The 26796-nt window shown below is 58.3% G+C and carries 22 protein-coding genes; 12 read left to right on the top strand and 10 right to left on the bottom strand.

Annotation, left to right across the window (positions count from 1 at the left end):
* The 3 genes from uvrA to lpdA all read right to left on the bottom strand — a co-directional run.
* A partial coding sequence (gene uvrA, locus QZ268_RS09550; protein WP_295451523.1) for an excinuclease ABC subunit UvrA occupies positions 1–2770 on the bottom strand: 2770 nt, incomplete at its 3' end.
* 183 nt (positions 2771–2953) lie between these two features.
* Positions 2954–4129 (bottom strand): MFS transporter, encoded by a 1176-nt coding sequence (locus QZ268_RS09545; RefSeq protein ID WP_295451521.1) that lies wholly within the window; start codon positions 4127–4129, stop codon positions 2954–2956.
* 462 nt (positions 4130–4591) lie between these two features.
* A complete protein-coding gene (gene lpdA / locus QZ268_RS09540) occupies positions 4592–5986 on the bottom strand; it encodes a dihydrolipoyl dehydrogenase (protein WP_295451519.1) in 1395 nt (464 codons plus the stop codon).
* A 239-nt stretch (positions 5987–6225) separates the two neighbouring features.
* On the opposite strand from lpdA, the gene QZ268_RS09535 reads away from it, so the two are divergent.
* Positions 6226–6657 carry a hypothetical protein gene (locus QZ268_RS09535; RefSeq protein ID WP_295451516.1) on the top strand — a complete coding sequence of 144 codons (432 nt, stop codon included), beginning with the start codon at positions 6226–6228 and terminating at the stop codon, positions 6655–6657.
* A gap of 122 nt (positions 6658–6779) precedes the next feature.
* On the opposite strand, the gene QZ268_RS09530 is transcribed toward QZ268_RS09535, so the two are convergent.
* The 4 genes from QZ268_RS09530 to QZ268_RS09515 all read right to left on the bottom strand — a co-directional run bounded on the left by QZ268_RS09530 (position 6780) and on the right by QZ268_RS09515 (position 13400).
* Positions 6780–7358 carry a DUF924 family protein gene (locus tag QZ268_RS09530; protein ID WP_295451514.1) on the bottom strand — a complete coding sequence of 193 codons (579 nt, stop codon included), beginning with the start codon at positions 7356–7358 and terminating at the stop codon, positions 6780–6782.
* Positions 7359–7497: 139 nt separating this feature from the next.
* Positions 7498–8772, bottom strand: a complete 1275-nt coding sequence (locus QZ268_RS09525; RefSeq protein WP_295451511.1) for an MFS transporter — start codon at positions 8770–8772, stop codon at positions 7498–7500.
* Between the two features lie 192 nt (positions 8773–8964).
* A complete protein-coding gene (gene queA, locus QZ268_RS09520; RefSeq protein ID WP_295451509.1) occupies positions 8965–10035 on the bottom strand; it encodes a tRNA preQ1(34) S-adenosylmethionine ribosyltransferase-isomerase QueA in 1071 nt (356 codons plus the stop codon).
* A 77-nt stretch (positions 10036–10112) separates the two neighbouring features.
* Positions 10113–13400 (bottom strand): AsmA-like C-terminal region-containing protein, encoded by a 3288-nt coding sequence (locus QZ268_RS09515; RefSeq protein WP_295451507.1) that lies wholly within the window; start codon positions 13398–13400, stop codon positions 10113–10115.
* 237 nt (positions 13401–13637) lie between these two features.
* On the opposite strand from QZ268_RS09515, the gene QZ268_RS09510 reads away from it, so the two are divergent.
* The 5 genes from QZ268_RS09510 to QZ268_RS09490 all read left to right on the top strand — a co-directional run bounded on the left by QZ268_RS09510 (position 13638) and on the right by QZ268_RS09490 (position 17943).
* Entirely contained in the window at positions 13638–14102 is a 465-nt protein-coding gene (locus QZ268_RS09510) for a peroxiredoxin (RefSeq protein ID WP_295451504.1), read from the top strand.
* 367 nt (positions 14103–14469) lie between these two features.
* Positions 14470–15309 (top strand): ferritin-like domain-containing protein, encoded by an 840-nt coding sequence (locus QZ268_RS09505; protein WP_295451502.1) that lies wholly within the window; start codon positions 14470–14472, stop codon positions 15307–15309.
* A 307-nt stretch (positions 15310–15616) separates the two neighbouring features.
* Positions 15617–16948 (top strand): M23 family metallopeptidase, encoded by a 1332-nt coding sequence (locus tag QZ268_RS09500; RefSeq protein WP_295451499.1) that lies wholly within the window; start codon positions 15617–15619, stop codon positions 16946–16948.
* Positions 16938–17510 carry a polymer-forming cytoskeletal protein gene (locus tag QZ268_RS09495; protein ID WP_295451497.1) on the top strand — a complete coding sequence of 191 codons (573 nt, stop codon included), beginning with the start codon at positions 16938–16940 and terminating at the stop codon, positions 17508–17510. The genes QZ268_RS09500 and QZ268_RS09495 overlap by 11 nt, the downstream gene beginning before the upstream one ends.
* A 199-nt stretch (positions 17511–17709) precedes the next feature.
* On the top strand, positions 17710–17943 hold the full coding sequence (locus tag QZ268_RS09490; protein ID WP_295451495.1) for a hypothetical protein: 234 nt from the start codon (positions 17710–17712) through the stop codon (positions 17941–17943).
* 43 nt (positions 17944–17986) lie between these two features.
* Here QZ268_RS09490 and QZ268_RS09485 read toward each other — a convergent pair whose 3' ends face one another.
* Complete coding sequence (locus QZ268_RS09485; RefSeq protein ID WP_295451492.1) at positions 17987–18532, bottom strand: peptidylprolyl isomerase; 546 nt, start codon at positions 18530–18532, stop codon at positions 17987–17989.
* On the bottom strand, positions 18525–19031 hold the full coding sequence (locus tag QZ268_RS09480; RefSeq protein ID WP_295451490.1) for a peptidylprolyl isomerase: 507 nt from the start codon (positions 19029–19031) through the stop codon (positions 18525–18527). Before QZ268_RS09480 ends, QZ268_RS09485 begins: the two co-directional genes overlap by 8 nt.
* 137 nt (positions 19032–19168) lie before the next feature.
* Between QZ268_RS09480 and QZ268_RS09475 the strand changes: the two genes are divergently transcribed.
* The 6 genes from QZ268_RS09475 (at position 19169) to QZ268_RS09450 (ending at position 25242) form a co-directional block, all read left to right on the top strand.
* Positions 19169–20365 carry a phosphoglycerate kinase gene (locus QZ268_RS09475; RefSeq protein ID WP_295451487.1) on the top strand — a complete coding sequence of 399 codons (1197 nt, stop codon included), beginning with the start codon at positions 19169–19171 and terminating at the stop codon, positions 20363–20365.
* A gap of 259 nt (positions 20366–20624) precedes the next feature.
* Complete coding sequence (locus QZ268_RS09470; RefSeq protein ID WP_295451485.1) at positions 20625–20924, top strand: septum formation initiator family protein; 300 nt, start codon at positions 20625–20627, stop codon at positions 20922–20924.
* Positions 20925–21170: 246 nt separating this feature from the next.
* Complete coding sequence (pdhA, locus tag QZ268_RS09465) at positions 21171–22160, top strand: pyruvate dehydrogenase (acetyl-transferring) E1 component subunit alpha (protein WP_295451482.1); 990 nt, start codon at positions 21171–21173, stop codon at positions 22158–22160.
* Positions 22161–22176: 16 nt separating this feature from the next.
* Positions 22177–23544 carry a pyruvate dehydrogenase complex E1 component subunit beta gene (locus tag QZ268_RS09460; protein WP_295451479.1) on the top strand — a complete coding sequence of 456 codons (1368 nt, stop codon included), beginning with the start codon at positions 22177–22179 and terminating at the stop codon, positions 23542–23544.
* 3 nt (positions 23545–23547) lie between these two features.
* Positions 23548–23916, top strand: a complete 369-nt coding sequence (locus QZ268_RS09455; RefSeq protein ID WP_295451476.1) for a hypothetical protein — start codon at positions 23548–23550, stop codon at positions 23914–23916.
* A 12-nt stretch (positions 23917–23928) separates the two neighbouring features.
* Positions 23929–25242, top strand: coding sequence for a pyruvate dehydrogenase complex dihydrolipoamide acetyltransferase (locus tag QZ268_RS09450; protein WP_295451474.1), 1314 nt, complete (start codon positions 23929–23931; stop codon positions 25240–25242).
* A 343-nt stretch (positions 25243–25585) separates the two neighbouring features.
* Here QZ268_RS09450 and cysE read toward each other — a convergent pair whose 3' ends face one another.
* Positions 25586–26410: a serine O-acetyltransferase gene (gene cysE / locus QZ268_RS09445; RefSeq protein WP_295451471.1), complete on the bottom strand. Its 825-nt coding sequence runs from the start codon at positions 26408–26410 to the stop codon at positions 25586–25588.
* Positions 26411–26796: the final 386 nt, after the last annotated feature.

Genomic DNA, 26796 nt, shown 5'->3' with positions numbered 1-26796 from the left:
TGCCGGTGGCAACGATCTCACCACCGCCGTCACCGCCTTCGGGGCCGATATCAATGATCCAGTCGGCGGTTTTGATCACATCGAGGTTGTGTTCGATCACCACCACGGAATTGCCCTGATCAACCAGTTCATGCAGCACTTCGAGCAGCTTTTTCACATCCTCAAAATGCAGGCCTGTGGTGGGTTCATCCAGAATATACAGCGTCCGCCCGGTTGAGCGTTTGCTCAGCTCTTTTGACAGTTTTACCCGCTGCGCCTCACCACCGGACAGGGTTGTGGCCTGCTGACCGACCTTAATATAGCCCAGGCCAACCCGCATCAGCGCGTCCATCTTATCGCGGATCGAGGGCACAGCCTGGAAAAACGCCTGGGCTTCTTCTACCGTCATATCAAGCACATCTGCGATGCTCTTACCCTTAAAGCGCACCTCCAGTGTCTCGCGGTTATAGCGTGCACCCTTGCAGGTTTCGCATTCCACATAGACGTCCGGCAGGAAATGCATCTCGATCTTGATGACCCCGTCGCCCTGACAGGCCTCACAGCGGCCGCCCTTGACGTTGAAGGAGAACCGCCCCGGTTTATAGCCGCGGGTCTTGGCCTCTGGCAGACCAGCAAACCAATCACGGATCGGGGTGAACGCACCGGTATAGGTGGCCGGGTTTGACCGCGGTGTGCGGCCAATAGGGCGCTGGTCGATGTCGATTACCTTATCCAGATGCTCCAGCCCCTTGATGCTTTCGCAAGGCGCCGGTGTCTGGCGGGCGCCATTCAGCCGCATCGAGGCGGTTTTGAACAGGGTTTCAATGGTCAGGGTGGATTTCCCCCCGCCCGAGACCCCGGTCACACACAAGAATTTGCCCAGTGGGAATTCCGCCGTGACGTTTTTTAGGTTGTTGCCGGTCGCCTTGACCACCTTCAGCTTTTTCTTGTTGCCCTTGCGCCGTTTGGCCGGCACCGGGATTTCGCGCACGCCAGCCAGATACTGGCCGGTAATGGAGGCCGCATCGGCGGTGACTTCCGCTGCAGTGCCGTGGCTGACCACTTCACCACCATGCACGCCCGCCCCCGGACCGATATCAAAAACATAGTCAGCCTGGCGGATCATATCCTCGTCATGTTCCACCACGATCACCGTATTGCCCTGATCGCGCAGGTTTTTCAGGGTGGTAATCAGCCGGTCATTGTCACGCTGGTGCAAACCGATCGAGGGCTCATCCAGCACATAAAGCACCCCGGTCAGGCCCGAGCCAATCTGGCTGGCCAGGCGAATACGCTGACTTTCACCCCCCGAAAGGGTGCCACTGGCCCGCGACAGGCTCAGGTATTCCAAGCCGACGTTATTGAGAAACCCAAGCCGTTCGCGGATTTCTTTGACGATGGCACGGGCGATCTCTTGTTTTTGTTTGCTCAGATGGTTGGGCACATCTTCGATCCAGGCCAGCGCCTCGCGGATGGATTTCTGTACCACCTGCCCCGCATGTTCCCCGGCAATCTTCACCGCCAGAGCCTCTTCGCGCAGACGATAGCCACCACAGGCGCCACAGGGGCGATTGTTCTGGTAACGCTCGAATTCTTCGCGGATCCAGTTGCTGTCGGTTTCGCGGTAGCGCCGTTCCATATTGGGAATGACGCCTTCAAAGACACGGGTGACCTCATACACCCGGCCACCTTCGTCATAGCGGAAGGGGATTTCTTCCTCACCAGAGCCGCGCAGGAATACCTGCTGCACCTTGGGATCCAGATCTTTCCACTGGGTGTTCTTATTAAACCCATAGTGTTTGGCGATGGCCTCGATGGTTTGCAGGAAATAGGGCGATTTGCCTTTGCGCCAGGGCGCCAGCGCACCGTCATAGATTTTCAGACTTTGGTCCGGCACCACCAGACGTTCATCAAAGAACAGCTCTACCCCCAGCCCGTCACAGACAGAACAGGCGCCAAAAGGCGCATTGAACGAAAACAACCGTGGTTCGATCTCGGGAATGGTGAAACCACTGACAGGACAGGCAAAATTTTCGCTAAAGGTCAGCCGTTCAGGCTCACCTTCACGGGGGGCCGTTTCCAGAACGGCAATCCCGTCGGCCAGATCCAACGCGGTGCGCAGGCTGTCGGCCAACCGGGTTTCCAGACCTTCGCGCACCACCAGCCGGTCAACAACCACATCAATGTCATGGCGGTACTTCTTGTCCAGGGTTGGCGGCTCATCCAGTTCGTAGAATTCACCGTCAATCTTGACCCGCTGAAAGCCCTGCTTGCGCAGCTCCAGCATTTCCTTTTTGTACTCGCCCTTGCGGTCACGCACGATGGGCGCCAGCAAAAAGCCGCGGGTGCCCTCCTCCAGCGCCATCACCCGGTCGACCATATCCTGCACCTGCTGGGCCTCGATGGGCAGACCAGTGGCGGGGCTAAAGGGCGTTCCGGCCCGGGCAAACAGCAGACGCAGATAGTCGTAGATCTCGGTCACGGTGCCGACAGTGGAGCGCGGGTTTTTCGAGGTGGTCTTTTGTTCGATGGAAATTGCCGGGCTGAGACCGGAAATGTGATCCACATCCGGCTTTTCCATCATGTCGAGGAACTGCCGCGCATAGGCCGACAGGCTTTCGACATAGCGGCGCTGGCCCTCGGCGTAGATGGTATCAAAGGCCAATGAGGATTTCCCCGATCCAGACAGGCCGGTGATCACCACCAGCTCATCGCGAGGGATATCCACATCAATGTTTTTGAGATTATGTTCGCGTGCGCCGCGCACCTCGATGGATTTCAACTCAGCCATACTGCCCTCGTGCCAAATACTCTGGCGCCCACGGGATTAAGCCGCTGCCAGTCTTCGCCCTACAGATAGGCAATGTGACGCCAGACTCCAATAGAAAAATGAGAACGTTAGTGGAACATTTTCCTGCATTTTGGTCAGAACACGCCAAATATGGTGGTCTGGTCTATTTTGTGGCGCGGCCCCCTATTCAGGCAGATGGCGCCGCATCTGGGCCAGTCCCTGATGGACAAGAAACCCACCCAGAAACAGGACCAGCAAAACCGCCATCAGCCCCGAAAACCCGGCCAGGCCAAGCGCCAGTACCATCAGAGGCGTGCCAATGGTATTGCCAAGATTGCCGGCCTGGGCCAGCACACCGCCCGCCTGGGCACGATCCTCATCCTTTAGGGTCAACTGCGGCACCGCAGCAAAGGAGCCCCCCTGCACCAGCCCCATTGCGGCTGCCAGGGCCAGACAGGCCAGCGGATCACCGGGCTGCAGCCACAGCCACAGCACCCCGCAGGCAGACAACACAAAACCCAGCTGCGCCACCTTCACGGCTGCAAAGTGGCGCAACAAAAAGACCCCTAAAAACATCGAGGAGGCAATACTGGCCAGAGGCATGGCGCCCAGCACATAGCCGCGCTGCTCCGCTGCGATATAGGGCGGGATCACCGTCAGGATAGAGACAAAACAGCAGGTATAGAACAACCACCCCGCAGCTGGCGCCACCTTCCAGGGCGAGCGATAGACCGGCAGATGCAGCCCCGGCAGGTCTCGCAGGGCCGGGAGTTTGGCACGCGGTGGCACAGGCACATCCCGCAGCGCCCTGCCCAACCACAACGCCAGCCCCGCCATGATTAGCCCATGGGCCGCAAACAGTGACAACAGGCCAAACCCCGCCACCAGCGGCAGGCCAAACCAGGCAAGCAGAGTAAAGGCGACGCCAAAAAACGTGCTCCACAGGGTCATCGCCAGCCCACGGTCCCGGTCAGAGCTGAGCGCCGCAATCAGTGTAGGCCCAGCGACGACAACGCTCAGATGTGACAGCCCTTCGATCAGGCGACTGACAAGAAACAGGCCAAAGGGCAAATGCAGCGCCTGCAGTGCAGACATGCCGGCACCGATCCACAGCGCCCAAACCAGGCTGCGCCGATAGCCAACGGAGCTGACAAACAATCCCGCAACCAGACCAAAGAAAATACCAACAATACCCACCAGCGATACGGTAAAGCCAAGCGACGCCCCGGCGTCCGGGTACAGCAGACCCATACGGTCAAAAATCACACTGATTTTACCGTATTGCGCCGCCACCCCCAAACCTGCTGCCCAGATGGCAAAGATCAGTGGCCACCGGGTTGTGATCGGCTTTGCTGCCATTGCGCCCTGCCCCTTTGGTTTCGGGCAACGACCGGGCCGCCCTAAAGCTCACCTTTAGACTGTGCAACCTCTGAGTGCCAGATCCGCAGCAGCGCCATCTTTTCACAGTGGGGTCGCCTGGAGAGGCCCAAAATCGCAAGGACCGTGGAGAGGGCCCTGTTTGATACCCGTTCAAAACTCAATTGTTTGCCCCCAATTACCATTTGTCCCTCACATTCCAGTGCCCGCCGCAGCAGGCTGGCGCAGAATGGCGCGCAGAATGAGGCGGGAGCGGCACCTTGATTAAGGTTTTCTCAGAAAGCTTGAGGCAGATTTTAGCGATGGGTTTGGGCGCAGCCTGATGCGCATACCAAAACGCGCGCCCCAAAGGGGACGCGCGGCAATGGTGTAACCTTAATTAGACCGCCCAGCCACTACACTCGGCAACAGGTCGAATATTAGGCCAAATAATGAGCCACCAGGCTACATGTGAATGACACGATCAAAAGCGTCGAGCACGCTTTCATGCATCATCTCGCTCAGGGTGGGATGCGGGAAGACGGTGTTCATCAGGTCTTCTTCGGTGGTTTCCAACTGGCGGCCAACCACATAGCCCTGGATCAGCTCGGTGACTTCTGCACCAACCATATGGGCCCCCAGCAGCTCGCCGGTCTTGGCGTCAAACACAGTTTTAACCATGCCCTCAGCCTCGCCCAGTGCGATGGCTTTGCCATTGCCGATAAAGGGAAAACGACCCACTTTGATATCATAGCCCAGCTCTTTGGCCTTTGCCTCGGTATAGCCGACACTGGCCACTTGTGGCTGACAATAGGTGCAGCCTGCGATGCTTTCGGGTTTCACCGGATGGGCATGTTTGCCACCGATCAGATCCGCCACCATAACGCCTTCATGGCTTGCCTTATGGGCCAACCAGGGGGCGCCGGCGATATCGCCAATGGCATAAAGCCCCTCAACCCCGGTACGGCAGTAGGCATCCGTCACCACATGGGTGCGGTCGATCTTGACGCCAAGCGCCTCCAACCCCAGACCTTCGACATTGCCGACAATGCCCACGGCAGAGATCACCGTGTCAAAGTCGACCTTTTCAACCTTGCCGCCGCTTTCAATATGCGCGGTGACGGTATCCTTGCCACGGTCCAGCTGTTTGACCATGGCTTTTTCCATGATCTTCATGCCCTGTTTGACAAAGGCCTTCCTGGCAAAGGCCGAGATTTCCTCGTCTTCCACCGGCAACACCCGGTCCATCACTTCAACAACCGTAGTATCGGCGCCCAAAGTGTTGTAAAAGCTTGCAAATTCAATTCCGATTGCGCCAGATCCGATGACCAGCAGGCGTTTCGGCATCCGCGGCGGCACCAGGGCATCCCGGTAGGTCCAGACCCGATCGCCATCGCCTTCGAGGCCGGGCAATTCCCGTGCGCGTGCGCCGGTGGCCAGGATGATGTTCTTGGCGCTCAGCTCCTCGGTGCCCTTATCCGTTTTAACGCTGACCTTACCCTTGGCAGGGATCGTCGCTTCGCCCATTACCACGGTGATCTTATTCTTCTTCATCAAATGGCCAATGCCAGAAGACAGCTGTTTGGCCACCCCGCGTGAGCGTTTGACGACGGCATCAAGATCATAGGTGATGTTGTCCGCGCCCAGGCCAAATTCCTTGGCCCGCTCCATCAGATGAAACACCTCAGAAGAGCGCAACAGCGCCTTGGTTGGAATGCAGCCCCAGTTCAGGCAGATGCCGCCCAGGTTCTCGCGCTCAATGATCGCGGTCTTGAGCCCCAGCTGCGCCGAGCGAATAGCGGCGACATAGCCCCCCGGTCCGGCGCCGATTACGATGACATCATAGGTTTCTGCGGCCATGGTCTTCCCTCACCAAAAGGATCAACATAATTTAGTTTACCGTTAAACTACTTTCAGAAGAACTGCAAACACTCAGTCAGGGCTCACATGAAGGTAAGCGCCAAACACCCGCCGCCCAACCTTTTCCCTGCGGAAAAAGGCACAGGCGCCGGGGCTTTTTATCTTTGCGGAATCATAGCCCTGCAACTTCGCCTATACTACCCGCAATTTCCGCTAGAATCGTAAAGTGATCCCATTCGATGACGAAGACTGTTTTTGACCTCATCAAAGCCCTGCTGAATGCCACACTGCTGTTGTTGGCGCTCTGCCTGTTCCTGGGCTGGCAACTCTTTGCCTCGGCCCATGATGTGGCAGATCGTTTGGGAGAAATCGGCACGCGTTTTGTGCCGGTTCAGACCCAGTTGCAAAGGATGAATGAGGAAATTTCAGCCTTGAACCTGGCCCTGAGCCAATCTGACACCCCGGACAGTACAGAGATGCGGTTGCGGCTCGCCAGATTGGAAGAGCAGCTGACAGGACTGAAAGAAGAAACCAAGTCCATCAGTGAACTGCCGGCGCAGGTGGTCACAGCGGCGGTCAAGACTACGGCGCAGGCTTTTTCAAATCAGATCGCCGCACACCTGCCGCAGCTTGAGAGCTGCCGCCCAAGTTCTGCAGCGCTGTTGCACTAACACCCCAAGACCCAGGCACAGGCAAACAGTGACACCCCTGCAAGGGGCAAGCGTTGGGGCCAGATGCCCGCGCGCCCAAAGGCCGGGAGCAACGCAAGCGCGGCCCCCCAAGCCTTGACGCCTTAGCCCGTCGCCTGCAGGTTCCGCACGGTGGCACCATAACCACCGCCACTCACGTAGTCACGTTCAGGTTCGGTACTGTGGCGCAGCAATGCCTCGTTGCGGTAGGGGAAGCGTCCAAATAGGCGGATCACTTCCCGGTGGGCACGGGCGTGCAACATATTGGACTCGCCGCTTTCGGGCATCCGTTCCTTCATCAGGCGCACACAACGCTCCTGATCGCAAAGGTTTTCGGAATGCATCAACGGCATGTAAAAAAACTGACGCGCCGGTTCGTCAATCTTCATATCCCATTTTCTCTGGATGGCGTTCTTGGCCGCACTAAGTGCCATACGATCAGAACGGAACGCCGCGCCAGTGCCGCGAAACATGTTGCGCGGGAACTGATCCATCAAGATGATATAGGCCAATGTCCCAGACGGATAGGTCAGCCACAGGGAAAACTTACCCTCACAGGCGGCGTCCCAGGTCTCCTTGAACCGCGTTGTAATGGTCTCATCCAGCGCCTCATCGCTGAGATACCAACCTTTTTCGCCAACTTCATCCAACCAGAACTTCAGGATATCTTCGGGCCCGTACATTGGTCCATCTCCACGTATTAATACCTAGGTTCACTTCAGACCATTTTGCATGATGTTTACAAGCGACGTTAGGTCACTATTTGCAACATTTAGGACCGTTTGCTGAAATATTCCTCACAGAGCCATAGGGTTAGCGCAATCAGCCGGCCTCGCTGGCGGCTTCTTGCTCCTCAATCTCGGTCTCAATGGCATATTCCTGCGCAAACTCCACCACCACAGGAGAACCGCTGGGTGTCATTGGTGACATAATCCCGGTTTCGTCCGCGGGAATCGCTGCCCGCTGTGTGGTGCGATACAGCGCATAGACTGCGAGGGCGATCAGCAACACCGCCATGAACAGGAAATATCCCGACGGACCAAAGACTGCATCGCTCATGATCCAGCCGGTGATCACCGGCCCGGCAATGGCGCCCAAGCCGTTGATGAACACCAGCCCGCCAGAGGCCGCCGCCATATCATCGTGCTCCAGATAGTCATTGGTATGGGCGATCAGCAGCGAATACAGCGGGTTGGACATGCCACCGATAAAGAAGGCGGCCAGCAACAAAAAGCTGTACGACCCGCCCATCATCATCCCCATGAGCGCAGCCCCGCCGCCCAGAGCCGAGACCACAAGAACCAGAACCCGACGGTCCATCCAGTCTGACATCCAGCCCAGCGGATATTGCAGGACAATGGCACCGATATAGAAGGTGGCAATAAAAATGGAGATCTGCGACAGGGTCAGCCCAGCCTCAGCGGCATAGACCGCGCTCATGCCAAACTGAGCCGAAAAGACGCCCCCCAGCAAAAACATACCAACGCAGCCCAGCGGCGAGACATTCATCAGCTCACGCAGCGACATGGGTTTTGTGGTGTCAAAGGCCGGAGTTGGGGAAATCGACAGCAAAATTGGCGCAAACGAGACCGAGATCACCACCGAGGCAATAACAAAGGTCTCATATCCTGCCGGATCCCCCACCAACATCAGCGCCTGAGCCGCAACGATGCCCATCGTCTGCACGATCATATAAAGCGACAGCGCCTTGCCCCGGTTGGCATTGTCAGAGGCATTGTTGAGCCAGCTTTCCGCTGTGACATACACGCCAGAAAAGCAAAACCCGATCAGCGCCCGCCCCAGCATCCATGCAATGGGATTGGCCACCGCAGGATACAGGATCATGACCGCCGAGATCAGCGAGGCCAGCGCCGCAAAGACCCGCACATGACCAACGCGGCGGATCATCTCTGGCGCCAGGCGTGACCCGCCCAGAAAGCCGACAAAATAGGCCGACATCACAAAAGACATCTGCAGGGTCGAAAACCCCTCCATGGCACCCCGCACCCCAAGAATGGTGCCCTGCATGCCATTGCCGATCATCAGCATGCCCATGCCCAAGAGTAGCGCCCAAGCGCTCGACAAAACCTGCAGCATTGCGATGTCTCCTTTACCGTTGGGCAAGTGTCCCTGAAACAAATGTAACAGAGGCCCTTGCCCGTCTGATGTTGTTGACGGGGTGCCTTTGTAACCAAAGGCGGGTGTCGGTTGCGATTGATGGCGAATGATGTGCGTTTTCCGGCTTACATCAGTGCGGAAACTAGCCGCGCTTGTCTACCGTCATTTGCATCACTTCTGCACGGTATTCGTCTCTTGGGGCAATAAAAGCGACCCATCGCCATAAGAAAAGAAACGATAGCCGCTTTTTACCGCGTGATCATAAATCTCGCGCACCCGCTCCTGCCCCATCAGCGCCGAGATCAGCATCAACAAGGTGGATTTTGGCAGGTGAAAGTTGGTCATCAAGGCATCGGCTGCATGGAAGGTAAATCCCGGATATATAAAGATATCCGTCTCGCCCTCCCAGGGCTGCACCGCACCAGAACGCGCTGCGCTCTCGATCAGGCGCAGGGCGGTGGTTCCCACCGGAATGACCCGGCCACCCGCAGCTTTGGTTGCGGCGATCTCAGCCGCGGCCTGCGGGCTGACCCGGCCCCATTCGGCATGCATCTTGTGGCTGGTCACATCTTCGACCTTAACCGGCAAAAAGGTGCCTGCGCCCACATGCAGGGTCACATAGGTGAACTGCACCCCCTTGGCGGTGAGCGCCGCCAGCAGCGCCTGGTCAAAATGCAAAGAGGCCGTCGGCGCGGCGACCGCACCAGAATGGCGGGCCCAGACGGTCTGGTAGTCTTCTTTGTCCTGATCATCAGCGGATCGTTTGGCGGCAATATAGGGCGGCAGCGGCATCGCACCCGCCGCATTAAGGGCCGCGTCAAAATCATCGCCCGTCAGGTTGAACCGCAACTGCCCCTGCCCGTCCGCGACGGCAACCAGTTCAGCTGATAGCGCCTCGGAAAACACCACGACCTCGCCGAGCTTGACCTTCTTGAGCGGCTTCAACAAGGCGGACCAACTGCCATCAGCCTTGGGATCCAACAGCGTCACTTCGACCTTGGCGGCCATTTTGCCCTGGGCGGTGTCGCGATGGCGCAGGCCGGAAAGCCGTGCAGGGATGACCTTGGTGTCGTTCAACACCAACCGGTCGCCAGGCTGCAACAGGTCAACAAGATCCGCCATATGACCATCGGTCAGCTGATCCGGCGTGGCCACCAGTAATCGCGCCGCGCTGCGCGGCGAAGCCGGGCGGGTGGCAATCAAATCTTCGGGCAGGTCAAAATCAAAATCGCTGAGTTTCATGCCGCCCCTTTAAGGGGTTTCTCCCGGCTTGGCCATGGGTCTTGCAGGGCACCAGCGCGACAAAGTCACAAGCGCCCTTACCGCTCGCCGCCGGTGAAACTGCGCGGCTCAGAGGCAGGCTGTTGCGGCTCCTCCACCGGCGCGCCTGGCACCGTGGGCGCCTTGCCGCGAAAGATCTCGCGGAACATGCCAGGGGCCAGCGCTGACAGGGGATTGACGCTGACCTTTGGATCATCCGCCGAGCCCCGCAGCTTGAAAGCAAAGCCAAACAGCCCCTCGCCCTTGCGCGACACCACCCGGCCAATGGCATTGATGATATAGATCGGCGAGATCACCCCGCGCATGTTCAGCGCGCCGGAGTTCAGATCATAAATCCCGTCCATCGACAGTCCTATAGATGGCCCGACCGCGCTGCTTTCATGCAGGGTCAGATGGGTCGAACCCAGCCGGAACTTTGCCTCGACCCCGGTAAACAGGATGCCGCCACCGGATAATTCATCCACCAGACCGATGACGCTGATTGCATTCAGCAGCGCCGCCATGGAGGGCGCATTTTTGATGCGGGTGTTCTTGATGTTGATCTCGCCGTCATATTCACCCGGCTGTTTTGCCGGCACCAACGTCATGTCAAAGCTGCCGCCCTCACCATGTCGCAAAATGCCTGCTGCCCTAAAAACCCCGCCTGCATCCTCGGCGCGGATCCGCGTGGCGATGCCCCCCGGTTTTGGCACCACGACCCCAGAGACTGGCGTGGCGCCATTCAGTTTGCCGGTGAATTGGCCATTAAGCCCGCCCTGGGTGGAAAACCGCCCCGCAAAGCCGCTCAAGGCGATACTTTCGGTGACCCGCAGACGCTCCAGCCGCATAGAGATCGGGCCGGACGGTGCACCGCCCCCAGAGCCCGCTCCGGTGCTGCTGCCACTTTCACCGGAAAAGGGCGCCTTTTGCAGATCAAGCGTGCCGCTGGTCACCTGAATTTCTGCCAGCCCATTGCGCAGGCCAATAAAGTTCACTGTCCCCCGCATCCAGTTGCCGACGGTTACCGCACTCAGATGCGCCTGCTGCAGCCCGCCGCTCTCTTTGGTGGTCACCCAGCCCTCAGCCTGCAATCCCGGCGCCTGCAGGCTCAGCCGGTCGACCCTGACGGGCGTTGCCAAGGTGACATCCATATCCAGCTGCCCCCGGCGCTCCGGGGGGTTGCGCCAACTGATCTGGGGGATGCGCAGATCCAACCCAGCCAGATCGGAGCTAAACTGCAGCTGCGGCGGCTGGTCGGGCACCAGATCCAGCTGATACCGCCCCTGCCCCCGGCCTGTAACTGTGCCTTTGGGCAGGCCAATTTGCAGGGTGTCTATGGCTTGCGGGCTGATTTCGATCTGGCCGGTCACCCGACTGACCGGGCTGGCCTCTGGCCCCACGGCCTGGCTCCAGTTTGCGGTGACCGGGATACCCGACAGGCTGCCCGCCCCCGACAGCGCCACCCGCCCCTGATCGCCGCGCAGCACCAGAACCGGCGCCGTCACCACGTGGTTGGGGACCAAAGTGTCGCTCTGCACCGCGCTGACGGTGCCCTGGTAGTGGTATTTGATCTCTTCGGGCAGCACCTCTGGTTTGAGCGGCAGGGCCAATGTACCGACCACATGCACCCGCCCGTCAGCCAGATCAACAGGCAGCTGCGCCTTGTCCAAAATGGAAAGCGGCGGACGGTTCAGCAACGACAGCCCAGCTGTCACAGTGCCTTCAGCCACCACCCGGGCGATCCCCGGCGTGCCATCGCGCACCGAAGTATCCGGGATAATAAACGAGGTTCCGGCGACCTGCACCTCGCCCCCCTCATCTGCGGTCACCGTACCTGCAGAGGCAACAACAACCATTCGTGTGTTATAGAGATTAAAATGACCGGCGCCGCCCTTTACCCGTGGCATGTGTTTTTGGAATTTCACATCGGCATTGGTGAAATTGGCATCCAGCGCGTAAAACGGTTTTGCCCGGCCTTTTCCGCGCAGGGCAAAATTCACGTCCTGAGCCTGGGCCTGAAAAACATTTTGCAGCACCCATTGGCGTGGCTTTTCCGCAGCCCCAGTGGGCCACAGCGATTTCACCTGCGCCAGGTCCAAGTGGTCAGACCGGGCATCCAGGGCGTATTCCCAGCCTTCGGGACCGGTTTCAAACTTACCATTCAAACGGATCTGGCGGCCCTCATGCTCGACCAGCATCTCGCCGAGCTGAAAACGGAAGGGATCGGGCTGCAGCCGGAAATCCACCGTCACGCCCTCAAAAACCTGCGGTGCCGAATAAAGCCCGCGCGGATTGAGGGTAAGATCGGTGAACCGCAACTGCCCCACCAGATCGGTCAACCGACCGTCCGAGATCCCCGCCAGCTCAGCATCGCCCTCCATGGTGCCAGAGCCCCAGCCACTGTTGATCTTCAACTCATCAAACTGCAGGCGCTGTTCCAAAGGAAAGAAGGTGAAATAACTATGGGCCCCGTGGATCGGAATGGGCAGGGTTTCCGGCGAGGGCTGGATCACCCCTTCGCCAATTTGCAGGCTGGCTGACAGAGGCAACAAAGTGCCCTCGCTGGTGATGCCGCCGCGCAAAGACCCCGAGATCGACGCCCGCAGCACCTGCAGCCAGCCGAGAGCCGGCGCCTGCACCGCGATGTCTTCGCTGGCGATATCGCTGACCAGAATCCCAAATTCGGCGGCGGCATCGCCAATATCGGATTTGTAATTCGCCTCAACCGCGCCCACGTCCTGACGCCCGCTCAGCACTGAAAAGCCTGAGGAAATGGTCAAGGCCTGGGCCTGGCGGGTAAATCGCACATGGCCGCCATCCAGGGTCCAGACCCGGCCAAGCCGCGCGTCCTCATAGCGCAGGGTTACCCCATCGGTGGAAATCTCGGTCAGAGATGACAGCACCGGCAATTCGAACTGGCTGTCCCATTGTTCGATCAATTGCGGCAGGTTGGCGGCCTGGCGCAGCGGTGATCCTTCCTGGGAAAGGCTGAGCGCAATGCCATCGGTTTCGCGCCGCAGACTGGCATAGAGCCCACTGAGAAAAATGCGTTTGGGCTGGATCTTGCCCCGCAGCAGGGGCCGCATTGCCATGGCAATTTCGGCATCGGCCAGTTGCACGATCGCCGTTCCATCCGCCGCACGCAGGGTAACATCACGCATCCCGATACGGGGTCTCCACCCGTGATTCACCACAAAGTTGAGATCGCCAAATTCAAGCGTCAGCCCGTTCAATTCCTGCGCAATACGGGTTTCCAGGCGCTGTCGCAGCCACTGTGGCGCATCCATTCTGGTGCCGATACCAAAATAGATCGCCCCGGCCCCCAGAAAGCACAAAAAGGCCAGCAACCGGATAGCCCAACGCAGGGCGCGCAGACGCCGCGGCCTGCGCCGCTGCGCGGGCTGCCCCACTAGCTCATCGACAGAACGCGCGACGAGATCTTCATTTTCCCCAACTGGTTCGATCAGTGTTTATCCTTTGGCCTCGATAGCCTAACTATATCAGACAGCCCTTGCCAAACCGTTCGGGGTCCACTCATCTGGAGCCAAGGGTTTGCGCCCCCACATGTTCAGGAGACCACATAAATGCTCGATGCAACTGATCAGGCCCCTCTGTTTTGCCTGCCCCGTGATGGCGGCGGTGACGTCTCTCTTGCAGAGTTAAAAGGCCAAGCCGTTGTTCTGTTTTTCTATCCCCGCGATGATACCCCGGGCTGCACCAAAGAATCCATCGGGTTTTCTGCCCATCTGCAAGGCTTTGCCGATGCCGGCGCCCTGGTTTTTGGAATTTCCAAAGACACAGTGTCAAAGCACGATAAATTCATCGCAAAACACGAGCTGACCACGCCCCTATTGTCCGATGCGGAAGCCAGTACCTGTGAAGACTACGGGGTCTGGAAAGAAAAAAACATGTACGGCAAAAAGCACTGGGGGATTGAGCGCTCGACCTTTTTGATTGACGCCGAGGGGCGCATTGCCCGCGTCTGGCGCCGGGTCAAGGTTCCTGGTCATGTGGAAGAGGTGCTGGAGGCGGCCCAATCTCTGCAATAGCCCAATCTGCAATAGGTCAGCCTCTGCAATAGCCCAGTCCCTGTTATAGTCCGGTGTAACAGCCGGGTATTTATCAGGTCTGCTTAGGTCTGCGGCTAAATCTTCGGCTGTTCAGAAAAGCTGGGGTCAATGGATTTGCGCCCGGCCCGCCCTGGTTTTGCTGTTGTTGTGCCCAGGCTTTGGCTGGCGTCAAGCGCGCCCCCAAGGTACGTGAGGCTCTGCCTCACACTCCGAGGTATTTGTCGTAAGATGAAAGGGTAGCAGCCGCGCTGCAGTGGCGCGGATTTACGACAGTTTCCCTGTGGAAACCTCCCAGAAACTCTCTGGCACTTTTGTGCCCTTCGCCTTTTGTTTGTTAGGATCTCCTATGACCGCTCCACTTACCCTCGCACAGATGGCCAATGAGGTCTTGACCACCGCTGACGGCGCCGCAAAGGCCGCCCTGTCACGCCGCCATGCCGCAGCCTGGTTTGCCGCCCGCAAACAGGACCCCTGTGCAATAGAGATCGGTACCGCCAATCCGCCGCTACACCCGGCCCGCCCGGAAAAGCCTGAGCTGCTCAATCCGCGCGACGTGCCAAAGCGCAAGCCCGGATCTGAGGCCGGTCGCATCGCTCTGTTGCATGCAGTTGCCCATATCGAGCTCAACGCGGTTGATCTGCACTGGGATATCATTGCGCGCTTTTCCCATGTCGCCCTGCCGATGGGGTTCTTTGATGATTGGGTCAAGGCAGCGGATGAGGAATCCAAACATTTTGACCTGATGTGCGACTGTCTGGAAAGCCTTGGCAGTTATTACGGTGCCCTGCCGGCCCACCGGGGCATGTGGCAGGCCGCTGAAGATACCGTCGAGGATTTGATGGGGCGACTGGCCGTGGTACCGATGGTATTGGAGGCGCGCGGACTTGATGTAACCCCCGGCATGATAAAGATTTTCCGCCAGGCAAAACTCACCCAGGCGGTGGAAGCGCTGGAGGTGATCTATGCAGAGGAAGTCAGCCATGTGGCCTATGGGTCCAAGTGGTTCTATTTCCTGTGTGGTCGGGACAATCTGGATCCCAAGGAGGTTTTTCACAGCCTGGTCAGGACATATTTCCGCAGCACGCTGAAGCCGCCTTTCAATGAAGAAAAGCGTGCCGATGCCGGTATTCCGCCAGATTTCTACTGGCCACTTGCAGATCAGATCAAACCAATTGCCGGGGTCTGACCGCGTCAATCGACAACAGCTGCAACAGCCATCTTGCGCAAAAGCTTAGGCAAGGCTCCTAATGGCTGCTCTCTAGCAGCATAATTCGGGTCAACCACAGGCGCAGAGATAGCCGCCCACAGCCCCTGTTCCACTGGCAATATTCCGCCCAAATCCGCCTCCCATCGGGACAAACCGATGGGAGCACATCCAAAAACCGCCTTCACACTTGCCCACGGGCTGCCGCATGGCTAATGATTTTGCGCAGAGTTCTGCAGCTGGGGATGGCAGCGGCTCTGCGAAATAGGGATGGGACAAGGATCCGCACGTGCGAACACGTCTGGCTATTAGGATACACTCATTTCTGGAAAGCACTTTTCCAGAACGCCGGGTCTTTTTGAAATCGGATACCGATACCCGCTTTATCCGGTTGCGACCGGGCACACAGCTGGTCGCCGTCACCGGGATGGTGGCCTTTGTTGCCTGGGCTATTGTCGCCACGGCGATTGTCCTGATGGATAGCATTGGTTCCGGCAACTTTCGCGAACAGGCCAAGCGAGACCAGCTCACCTATCGTGCCCGGATTGACGATATCGCGCACGAACGTGACACACGCGCCGAAGAGGCCTTGGCGGCGCAGCAACGGTTCAACGCTGCCTTGGCGCAGATTTCCATGATGCAATCAGAATTGCTCACTTCCGAAACCCGGCGCCAGGAGCTGGAAACCGGCATCGAGGTCATTCAGACAACCCTACGACAGACCATGACCCAGCGTGACGGAACCCGCGCCGAACTGGAAGAATTGCGCCAGGACACCAAGGCAGATTGGGACACGCCCATGGCGGCAGCAGCTGCACCTCTGCAGATGGATTTCCTATCTACCGCCCTGTCGGAAACGGCAACTGAACGTGATCAGATAGAAAACGACGCCCGCGAAGCCCTGGAGCAGCGCGCTGAAATGGAGCTGGAGCTGGAGCTGCTCAACGAGCGCAACGACCAGATTTTCCGCCAACTGGAAGAGGCGGTTGCCGTATCGGTGGCCCCCCTGGACAAGATGTTTAAAAATGCCGGCATGCCGCCAGATCGTATTCTGGAACAGGTGCGCCGCGGATATAGCGGTCAGGGCGGTCCGCTCACCCCTTTAGCCCTGTCCACCCGCGGTGAGGAACCCTCCGCGGATGAGCTGCGCGCCAACCAGATTCTCAATCAGTTGGACCAGTTGAACCTCTACCGGATGGCAGCCCAGCAGGCGCCTTTTGCCACCCCTGTCAATCTGAACCTGGTGCGTCAGTCTTCGGGCTATGGCTACCGGCGTGACCCTAAAACAGGCGGCCGTCGCCTGCACAAAGGGTCTGATTTTGCCGGCCGCACCGGCACCGATATCTTTGCCACCGCCGATGGCATCGTCACCCATGCCGGCTGGCAATCCGGTTATGGCAAACTTGTTACCATTCAGCATGCCTTTGGGATTGAGACGAAATACGCTCATAACTCAAATCTGCGCGTTAAGGTGGGCCAAAGGGTCTCGCGCGGCGATCACATTGCTGATATGGGTACGACCGGACGGTCCACCGGAACCCACCTCCACTATGAGGTAAGGGTCAATGGCAAACCCGTAAACCCGATGATCTATATCAAGGCTGCAAGAAATGTTTTCTAAAAGCAAAATCAATGAGCCCGGACCTAAACAGGCCGAGGCAACCCCCACAGCGGCTCCTGCGGCCTCATCCGCACCTGCTGCTGCACCTGCAAGCGATTACAAGCCCTCTGCCCCAAAGGCAAAGCCGCCCGCATCGCTGCTGAGCTCGGATCTGCACATTACCGGCAATCTGAAAACCTCGGGTGACATTCAGGTCGAAGGCACCGTCGAAGGCGATATTCGCGCACACCTGCTGACCGTTGGCGAAACCGCCACCATCAAAGGCGAAGTGATTGCTGATGATGTTGTGGTTAATGGTCGTGTTGTCGGACGGGTGCGCGGCCTCAAGGTGCGGCTCACCGCCACTGCCCGTGTCGAAGGCGACATCATCCACAAGACCATCGCGATTGAGAGCGGAGCCCATTTTGAAGGCTCGGTTCAGCGTCAGGATGACCCGCTGACCGCTGGCGGCAAAAAGGCCATGCCAGCTGCTGCGCCTACAGCAGCAGCTCCTGCCTCGACGTCTTCAGCCCCCTCGGCGGCCGTCAAAGCGGCAACAGCCGCAGCCAAGGCTGACAGCTAACCCATAGGCTGAGATGGCTCTGGACCCTGGGGAACAGAGTGAACGATAAAGACCGCCGCAGATTGGCTCTGCGGCGGTTTTCTTTTCTCAGATCCGCTTTGGATTAAGAAATTTTAGTTCTCAGCGTTCACCCCTTGAGGGGAATAGGTGTCAGGTATTCTATAAAGAAAATTGGTGTGGCACATGCCGGTTATTCTAGGTGCACTGGCCGTTTTGGCGGCTGCCTTTATTGGATCCAACGGGCGCGCAATGCGGCGGCCCACAGCAGGCCGTTTCGCGGCTGTCACGTCGGCTCTATAAGCTGAGCGCCCAAAGCCATTTCAACGTATTTGTCAGCCTCATTCAGGGCATCACCAAATATGGCAACGGCACCCTGACCCAGCCGCAAAAAACCGCACTGGAGGAGGTCCAGCGCGGTTTGAAGATCAGCTAGGATCTGAGTGTTCCCCGGTGATTAGGACCAGGGAACCAATACCTTACTCGGTGACGGTCACTTTGCTCATCATGTCGGGTTTGCCCACAACAGAGCCATTGCCGCCGGTGCCCAGTTTGATTGCATCCACCACATCCATGCCTTCAGTCACCTGACCAACAACGGTGTATTGCCCGTTGAGGAAATGACCAGGTTTGAACATGATAAAGAACTGCGAATTGGCGCTATTGGGATTTTGTGAGCGCGCCATGCCAACGATACCGCGATCAAAGGGGCGTTCTGAAAATTCGGCAGGCAGATCGGCCAGATCAGAGCCGCCCATGCCGGCGCGGCTCATGTCGCCACCCATTTTGCCAAACTGAACATCGCCCGTCTGCGCCATGAAGCCATCAATCACCCGGTGGAACACCACCCCGTCATATTTGCCCGCAGCTGCCAAAGCAGTGATTTGTTCCACATGTTTCGGGGCGAGATCCTCAAACAGGTCGATTTTGACGGTGCCATTGGCCTCGCCTTCGATCTGGATTTCCAGCCCGGCCGCCAGTGTCGAGCTGGCCAGGAGGGAAAAGACGGCTGCCAGCTTAAACATCTGCGGCCACCTTGACGCTGATCATACGATCCGGGTTCGCAGGGGGCTCGCCTTTGACGATGGCATCAACGTGCTCCATGCCTTCAATCACCCGGCCATAGACGGTGTATTGATTGTTGAGGAAATGGTTGTCTTTGAAGTTGATGAAGAACTGCGAGTTGGCCGAATCCGGGTTGGCGGAGCGGGCCGCGCCCAGCGTGCCGCGGTCATGTGGCAGGCTGGAGAACTCAGCAGGCAGGTTTGGCAGCGACGAGCCACCGGTGCCAGCCGCACGGAGGTTAAAGCCGTCTTCCATATCGCCATTGGCCACATCGCCGGTCTGCGCCATGAAGCCGTCGATCACCCGGTGGAAGCAGACGTTGTCATACTCACCTGCGCGCGCCAGCTCTTTCATGCGCTCGGCATGTTTGGGGGCCACGTCCGCCAGCAATTCGATGACAACATTGCCATCCTTCAGCTCAACAATGACGGTGTTTTCTGGATCTTTGATATCGGCCATGAGGCCCTCCTGTCTGCAAAATTTGCAACGATAGTTAAGGGTAGCGCTCGCAATTGCCAAGGGAGCATTGACTGACGGCCAAAAAGCGCTGAAAGAACAGCGTGATTACCCGCGATATTTGCACAGAGGAGCCTCTGATGGGCTGGAAAACACTCGACGACATGGATCTGAACGGCAAACGCGTCCTGGTGCGTGTGGACATCAACGTCCCCCTTCTGGAGGGCGTGGTGACCGATTCCACCCGAATCCGCCGCATTGCGCCCACCGTGCGAGACATTCTGGCAGCCGGAGGTCGGCCGATCCTGCTGGCGCATTTTGGCCGCCCCAGTGGCGAGCGGCGCGAGAACCTGTCGCTGAAGCAGCTGATCCCAACCTTGGAGCGTGCCTTTGAAACCCGCGTCCGCTTTGCTGCTGATTGCGTTGGCGAAGGCGCCAAGGAGGCCGCAAGCACCCTGCAGCCTGGCGAAGTGCTGCTGCTGGAAAACACCCGGTTCCACGCAACTGAAACCAAAAACGACCCGGATCTGGCCGCTGCCATGGCAGAGCTGGGCGACATTTATTGCAATGATGCCTTTTCTGCAGCGCATCGCGCCCATAGTTCCACCGAGGCCCTGGCGCGACTGCTGCCCGCCTGCGCGGGCCGCTTGATGCAGGCCGAGCTGCAGGCCCTGGAAAGCGCGCTTGGGGCGCCGAACCGCCCGGTGACGGCTGTTGTTGGTGGCGCCAAGGTCTCGACCAAGCTGGAGCTGCTGGGCAATCTGGTGGAAAAGGTCGATTATCTGATCATCGGTGGCGGCATGGCCAATACCTTTCTTGTCGCCAAAGGCCTGTCCGTGGGCGTTTCCCTAGCTGAACGGATGATGAAGGATACCGCCGCGCAGATTATGGCCAAGGCCGAGAAGACCGGCTGCAAGATCATCCTGCCCAGCGACATTGTGGTCACCGAAAAATTTGAATCCCACGCGCCGCACCAAGTGCTGCCCGCAGATCAGTGCCCGGACAATGGCATGATCCTGGACGCAGGCCCCGAAAGCCTGAAGGTGATCAATGACATCTTTGAACAGAGCAAAACCCTGATCTGGAATGGCCCGCTTGGCGCTTTTGAATTTGAGCCCTTTGATGCCGCCACCAATGCAGCTGCCCTGAAAGCCGCAGCGCTGGCCCGTGCGGGCCGATTGACAGCGGTGGCAGGCGGTGGCGACACGGTCGCGGCGCTAAATGCTTCGGGCGCGGCGGGGGATTTCACCTATATCTCCACAGCCGGAGGCGCCTTTTTGGAATGGATGGAGGGCAAAACCCTTCCCGGTGTGGCCGCGCTGAGCCGGCACGAATAAGGCACCCTGCGCCCCTTCACAGCAAAGGCAAGGCTACGACCACCGATCCGGGATTTCTCTGGGATCGGTGGTTTGTCTATTGCGGCTATCAATTTGGTCTGCAAGGAAAAATCCTTAATAAAACCTTAAGGCGAAAAATTCTGTACCCGCAGAGTTAAAAGGGGATTCACAAAGCGAATCACATATGCCATAACAAAGTCAGAGGCCGGAACAACTGGCCCAACAGCAGACTTGAGCAGTAAACATACAGGCACTTCCATTGACCCGAAGCCACAAGCCTTCCCTAGGTTCGTTCGTCTTTTTTGTCGTCGCATTTGCGCTGGGCGCATATTTTACCTTTGCGGCGGTGCAGGGTGATTTTGGGTTATTCAGAAGGGTTGAGATCCAGGCAGGAGCCGATGAGCTTCGTCTGGATCTTGATCGTCTGACCCTGGAGATTGCCGAGATCGAAAATCTCACCCATCGCCTGTCCGACGATTATCTCGATCTGGACCTGCTGGATGAACAGGCGCGCTCGGTGCTCGGCCTGTTGCGCGCTGACGAAATCGTTATCCGTTAAACGCTTTTTGCACCCCTCCTGTGTCACAGCTGATGGATCTGGCTGTTGAACAGGGCTGATCATCATGCAACCATAGAATAAATGCTCTGCGGCAGCAGGTCATCCAGCGCGCTAGTTTTGCCCGCTCCTGGGCCTGTACTGCGGTGAAATGACCTGAGGTCAGAATAAGTCTCGCCAGCCACGCCAAATTCAACTATTAAATAGTTTAACACTAAACTATCTAGCCTCAAGGGGGAGCCCGCACCGATGGCAGCTAGGAAAAGCACAAAGAAATCAAATGTTTCTGCCGAGGAACTGACCCAATATTACCGCGACATGTTGTTGATCCGTCGATTCGAAGAAAAGGCCGGTCAGCTCTATGGCATGGGCCTTATTGGCGGGTTCTGTCACCTTTATATCGGTCAGGAAGCCGTTGTTGTCGGCCTGGAGGCCGCCGCACAAGAGGGCGACAAGCGCATCACCTCTTATCGCGATCACGGTCACATGCTGGCCTGTGGCATGGATCCAAATGGCGTTATGGCCGAGCTGACCGGCCGCGAAGGTGGTCTGTCCAAAGGCAAGGGCGGGTCCATGCATATGTTCTCGAAAGAGAAGCATTTCTACGGCGGCCACGGTATTGTTGGCGCCCAGGTGCCACTGGGGGCCGGTCTGGCTTTTGCCGATAAATACAAAGACAATGGCCGGGTGACCTTTACCTATTTTGGCGATGGTGCGGCCAACCAGGGCCAGGTCTATGAGACCTTCAATATGGCCGCCATCTGGGATCTGCCGGTGGTTTTTGTCATCGAGAACAACCAATATGCCATGGGCACGGCGCAGGCGCGCTCGACCTCGACCCCCGACATCTACACCCGCGGTGAGGCCTTTGGCATCCCCGGTGAAGCCGTCGACGGCATGGATGTTCTGGCGGTCAAGGATGCCAGCGAACGGGCCACGGCCCACTGTCGCTCCGGTAAGGGGCCTTATATTCTAGAGGTCAAAACCTACCGCTACCGGGGTCATTCGATGTCGGACCCGGCCAAGTACCGCACCCGCGAAGAGGTGCAAAAGATGCGCAGCGAGCGCGATCCCATCGAACAGGTTCGTGATCTTCTCCTGACTGGCAAACATGCCACCGAGGAGGATTTGAAAGCGATCGACAAAGAGATCAAAGAGGTGGTGAACCAATCCGCCGAATTTGCCCGTACCAGCCCGGAACCAGCGCTCGAAGAGCTCTGGACCGACATCTACGCTTGAGGGGAAGAGAAAAGATATGGCAACTGAAATTCTGATGCCCGCCCTGTCGCCCACTATGGAAGAGGGCACCCTGGCCAAATGGCTGGTCAAGGAAGGCGATACCGTCAAATCTGGCGATGTAATGGCTGAGATCGAAACCGATAAGGCCACTATGGAGTTTGAGGCTGTTGATGAAGGTATCATCGGCAAGATCCTGATCTCTGAAGGCTCTGAGGGCGTGAAGGTGAATACGCCAATTGCGGTCCTGGTCGAAGAAGGCGAGAGCCTGGACGCTGCGCCTGCGGCGAGCAAGGAAGCGCCGGCGGCCGGGGCACCTGCGGCGCCCGCAGCCCCCGTCCCTGCTGCCGCGGCTCCAGCAGCCCCTGACGTGGATGACAGCCCCGACTGGCCGGAAGGCACCGAGGTGGTTAAAACCACGGTCCGTGAAGCCCTGCGCGATGCCATGGCAGAAGAGATGCGTGGCAATGAAAACGTCTTTTTGATGGGCGAAGAAGTCGCCGAATACGAGGGCGCCTACAAGATCAGCCAGGGCTTGCTGGACGAATTTGGCCCCAAGCGGGTCATCGACACCCCGATCACCGAACACGGCTTTGCCGGGATCGCCACTGGCGCGGCCTTTGGCGGCTTGAACCCTATTGTTGAGTTCATGACGTTCAATTTCGCCATGCAGGCGATTGACCAAATCATCAACTCGGCGGCCAAGACGCTTTATATGTCTGGCGGTCAGATGGGGGCACCTATGGTGTTCCGTGGCCCCAATGGCGCTGCCGCTCGTGTTGGCGCCCAGCACAGCCAGGACTATGCCGCTTGGTATATGCAGGTGCCTGGTCTCAAGGTTGTCATGCCCTATTCGGCCTCTGACGCCAAAGGCCTGCTGAAATCCGCGATCCGCGATCCCAACCCGGTGATCTTCCTGGAAAATGAGATCCTTTATGGTCGGTCCTTTGACGTGCCCAAGATGGATGACTTCACAGTTCCCTTTGGCAAGGCCCGGATCTGGCGCGAAGGCTCTGACGCCACCATCGTCTCCTTTGGCATCGGCATGCAATACGCTCTTGAAGCGGCAGAAAAGCTGGCCGAAGAGGGCATCTCGGCCGAGGTGATCGACCTGCGCACCCTGCGCCCGATGGATCTGCCCACAGTGATCAAATCGGTGATGAAGACCAACCGCCTGGTCACCGTCGAGGAAGGCTGGCCTCAGGGCTCTGTTGGCAGCTATATCGCCTCTGAGGTGATGCAGCAGGCCTTTGATTATCTGGATGCCCCGGTGATCACCTGCACCGGCAAGGACGTGCCCATGCCCTATGCCGCCAACCTGGAACGCCATGCGCTGATCACCACCGACGAGGTTGTGGCAGCCGTGAAGCAAGTAACCTATCGGTAAGTCATGTTTGAGGCCATCACCTTCCCCCTAAGCTCTGCGACTGAACACGGCAATTTGGTTCTTTTGGAACGCGGCAGCATCCAGGGAGACAAGCGCCCTGTTCAGTATTGGACAGCCGGGAAGCGGGATGGCCTCAATACTCAGTTCAAAGAGGTCATGGACCTGACCAGAGCTGAGAATATCTGCGGCTCCAACAGCGGGCGGATACCCGGTGAAGACCTCTGCGAGGATGAGACCGGTGACCACCCACCGTTTTCGAGTGCAACCGCGCACCACAAACTTTTTCCGATGTCCCTGAAAGAGCACGAACTGTCCTTCGGCGCCTATGGGACTTTTGACATAGACTCCATGTCTTTTGACATGGCGAGCTAGGGGAACCACAAGATGCCCACTGAAATTCTGATGCCCGCCCTTTCCCCCACCATGGAGGAAGGCACCCTGGCCAAATGGCTGGTCAAGGAAGGCGATACCGTCCAGTCTGGCGACCTGATTGCCGAGATCGAAACCGACAAGGCCACCATGGAATTTGAAGCCGTGGACGAAGGCACCGTCGGCAAGATCCTGATCGCCGAAGGCTCCGAAGGGGTCAAGGTCAACACCCCCATCGCGGTGCTGCTGGAAGAGGGCGAAAGCGCCGGTGATATCGCAACATCGGCAGCAACCCCGGAGGCGGCACCAGCCGCTGACGCGGGCACGGAGGCGGCCTCCAGCGGAGGCTCCGACACGCCCGCTGCTGCCGCCACACCGGCGCCCGCAGCCCCCACCGCTGCGGATGGCGCGCGCATTTTTGCCTCACCCCTGGCCCGCCGCATTGCCGCCGACAAAGGGCTCGACCTCAGTTCGCTCAGCGGCTCCGGCCCACGTGGCCGCATCGTCAAGGCCGATGTGGAAAACGCCAGTGCCGCACCCAAAGCCGAGGCCAAACCAGCTGCGCCAGCCTCTGCTCCGGCAGCCGCCGCCCCCGCTGGCCCCTCGGCGGATATGGTCGCCAAGATGTATGAAACCCGCAGCTTTGAAGAGGTCAAACTCGACGGCATGCGCAAAACCATCGCGGCCCGCCTCACCGAAGCAAAACAGACGGTGCCGCATTTCTATCTGCGCCGCGACATCCAGCTGGATGCGCTGCTCAAGTTCCGCGCCCAGCTGAACAAACAGCTCGAAGGCCGGGGCATCAAACTCTCGGTGAATGATTTCATCATCAAAGCCGTGGCGCTGGCGCTACAAGCGGTTCCTGATGCCAATGCCGTCTGGGCCGGAGATCGTGTGCTGAAAATGAAAGCCTCGGATGTGGCCGTTGCGGTTGCCATCGAGGGCGGCTTGTTCACGCCGGTGCTGCAGGACAGCGAGCTCAAATCCCTCTCGGCGCTCTCGGCAGAGATGAAAGACCTGGCCGCCCGCGCCCGGGATCGCAAACTGGCCCCACATGAATATCAGGGCGGCAGCTTTGCCATCTCCAACCTGGGCATGTTTGGCATCGACAATTTTGACGCCATCGTCAATCCGCCCCATGCCGGCATTCTTGCGGTTGGCGCGGGCAGCAAAAAGCCGGTTGTTGGGGCGGATGGCGAGCTGAAAGTGGCCACTGTGATGTCTGTCACCATGTCCGTGGATCACCGGGTCATTGACGGCGCCCTGGGCGCGCAGCTGTTGCAGGCCATTGTCGAGAACCTGGAAAACCCCATGGTCATGTTGGCGTAACTCTGCAAAACGGTCTGCTCGAAAACGGGCCGTCTCCCAAACGGGCCTGACAGCAAAACCCGAGGCGAATATTGCCTCGACGCCCCTGCCGCAGATTATCCCTGCGGCAGGGGATTTCTGTTTCGCAGGCCCTGTTGGTTTCACTGGCCCTGTTGGTTTTCACCGGGACGGATAGATTTATTGGCGCGACTGGTTCCACTGTCAGCTTGGCCTCGGCGACCGCCCATGCTCCAATACCCGTTTGACAGCCAGCCCTACAGAATACGCAGCCTGAATCAAAAAGGGGCAGAATATGCCCCTTTTCTCTTGCTCAATCAGCTGATTATCAGTCTGCGCAGTGCGCCTACTGGCGGCCTCGATCAGATCCGTTTGGCACCACCTGATCCATGCTGATCGAAGGCTGGTCGCAGCCAGCCTCACCGACGATTTTGGCAGGCACACCAGCGACGGTCTTGCAGGGGGGAACCTCGGACAAAACGACCGATCCCGCCGCTATACGGCTGCAATGACCAATACGGATATTGCCCAGCACTTTGGCCCCGGCACCGATCAACACCCCGTCTTCGATCTTGGGGTGACGGTCTTCTTCTTCCTTGCCGGTGCCGCCCAGGGTCACCGAATGCAGCATGGACACATTGTTTCCCACCACAGCGGTTTCCCCGATGACGATGGAATGCGCGTGGTCAATCATAATGCCCCGGCCAATTTTGGCCCCGGGATGAATATCAACGCCAAAGATTTCGGAGATCCGCATCTGGAAAAAGAAGGCGAGGTCAAAATCGCCCTGCCGCCACAACCAGTTGGCCACGCGATAAGCTTGCACTGCCTGATAGCCCTTGAAGTACAGGATCGGCTGCAACAGCCGGTGGCAGGCGGGATCGCGGTCATAAACCGCCATCAGATCGGCACGGGCAGCGGCAATCAGGTCAGGGTCGGACGCATAGGCGGTATCGACGATTTCACGCAGGATCACCATCGACATCTCATTCGAGCAGAGCTTTGCGGCGATCCGGTACGACAGCGCCTTCTCCAGTGTTGGGTGGTGCAGGATACAGGCGTGGATCAATCCACCCATAAGCGGCTGTTTGGCAACGGCCTCCTGAGCCTCGATGGTGATTTGTTCCCAGACCGGGTCCAGGGGCGAAACGGCTGTGCGCGTCTTGATCATGGCATGGCGTCCTCTTCTTGCCCTTAGGTTTGCATTTAGGGGAGAAAAACCCAAGCGCAAACCCTTGATGGAGAAGATTTCTAAATAGAATGAGTCAGGTCTCTGCCCCAGGCCTATTGCCCCAGGCCCTCACCAGAGGATCTAACTGGTCTGAGTTTTGCCGCCGGATCGCTCCCGGTTTTTTGCGCCTCATTCACCGGGCCAGGCGGTGCTCCAGTTCCGCAAGAGCTATGCGCAAGCATCTGATATAGTTCAGATCATCCCAAAATGGCTCAGCGCCAAGCGGGCCGCAACACTGGCGCACCGCCGCATCCAACGTGCCATTTCCCCACTGGGGATGCAGCTGACCTGTGCGCGCCACATGGCCTGCTGCCTGCTCTGCCAGA

Source organism: uncultured Pseudophaeobacter sp., from assembly GCA_905479575.1.
Taxonomy (GTDB): Bacteria; Pseudomonadota; Alphaproteobacteria; order Rhodobacterales; family Rhodobacteraceae; genus Pseudophaeobacter.
This window is presented reverse-complemented; position numbering and strand designations above follow the sequence as displayed.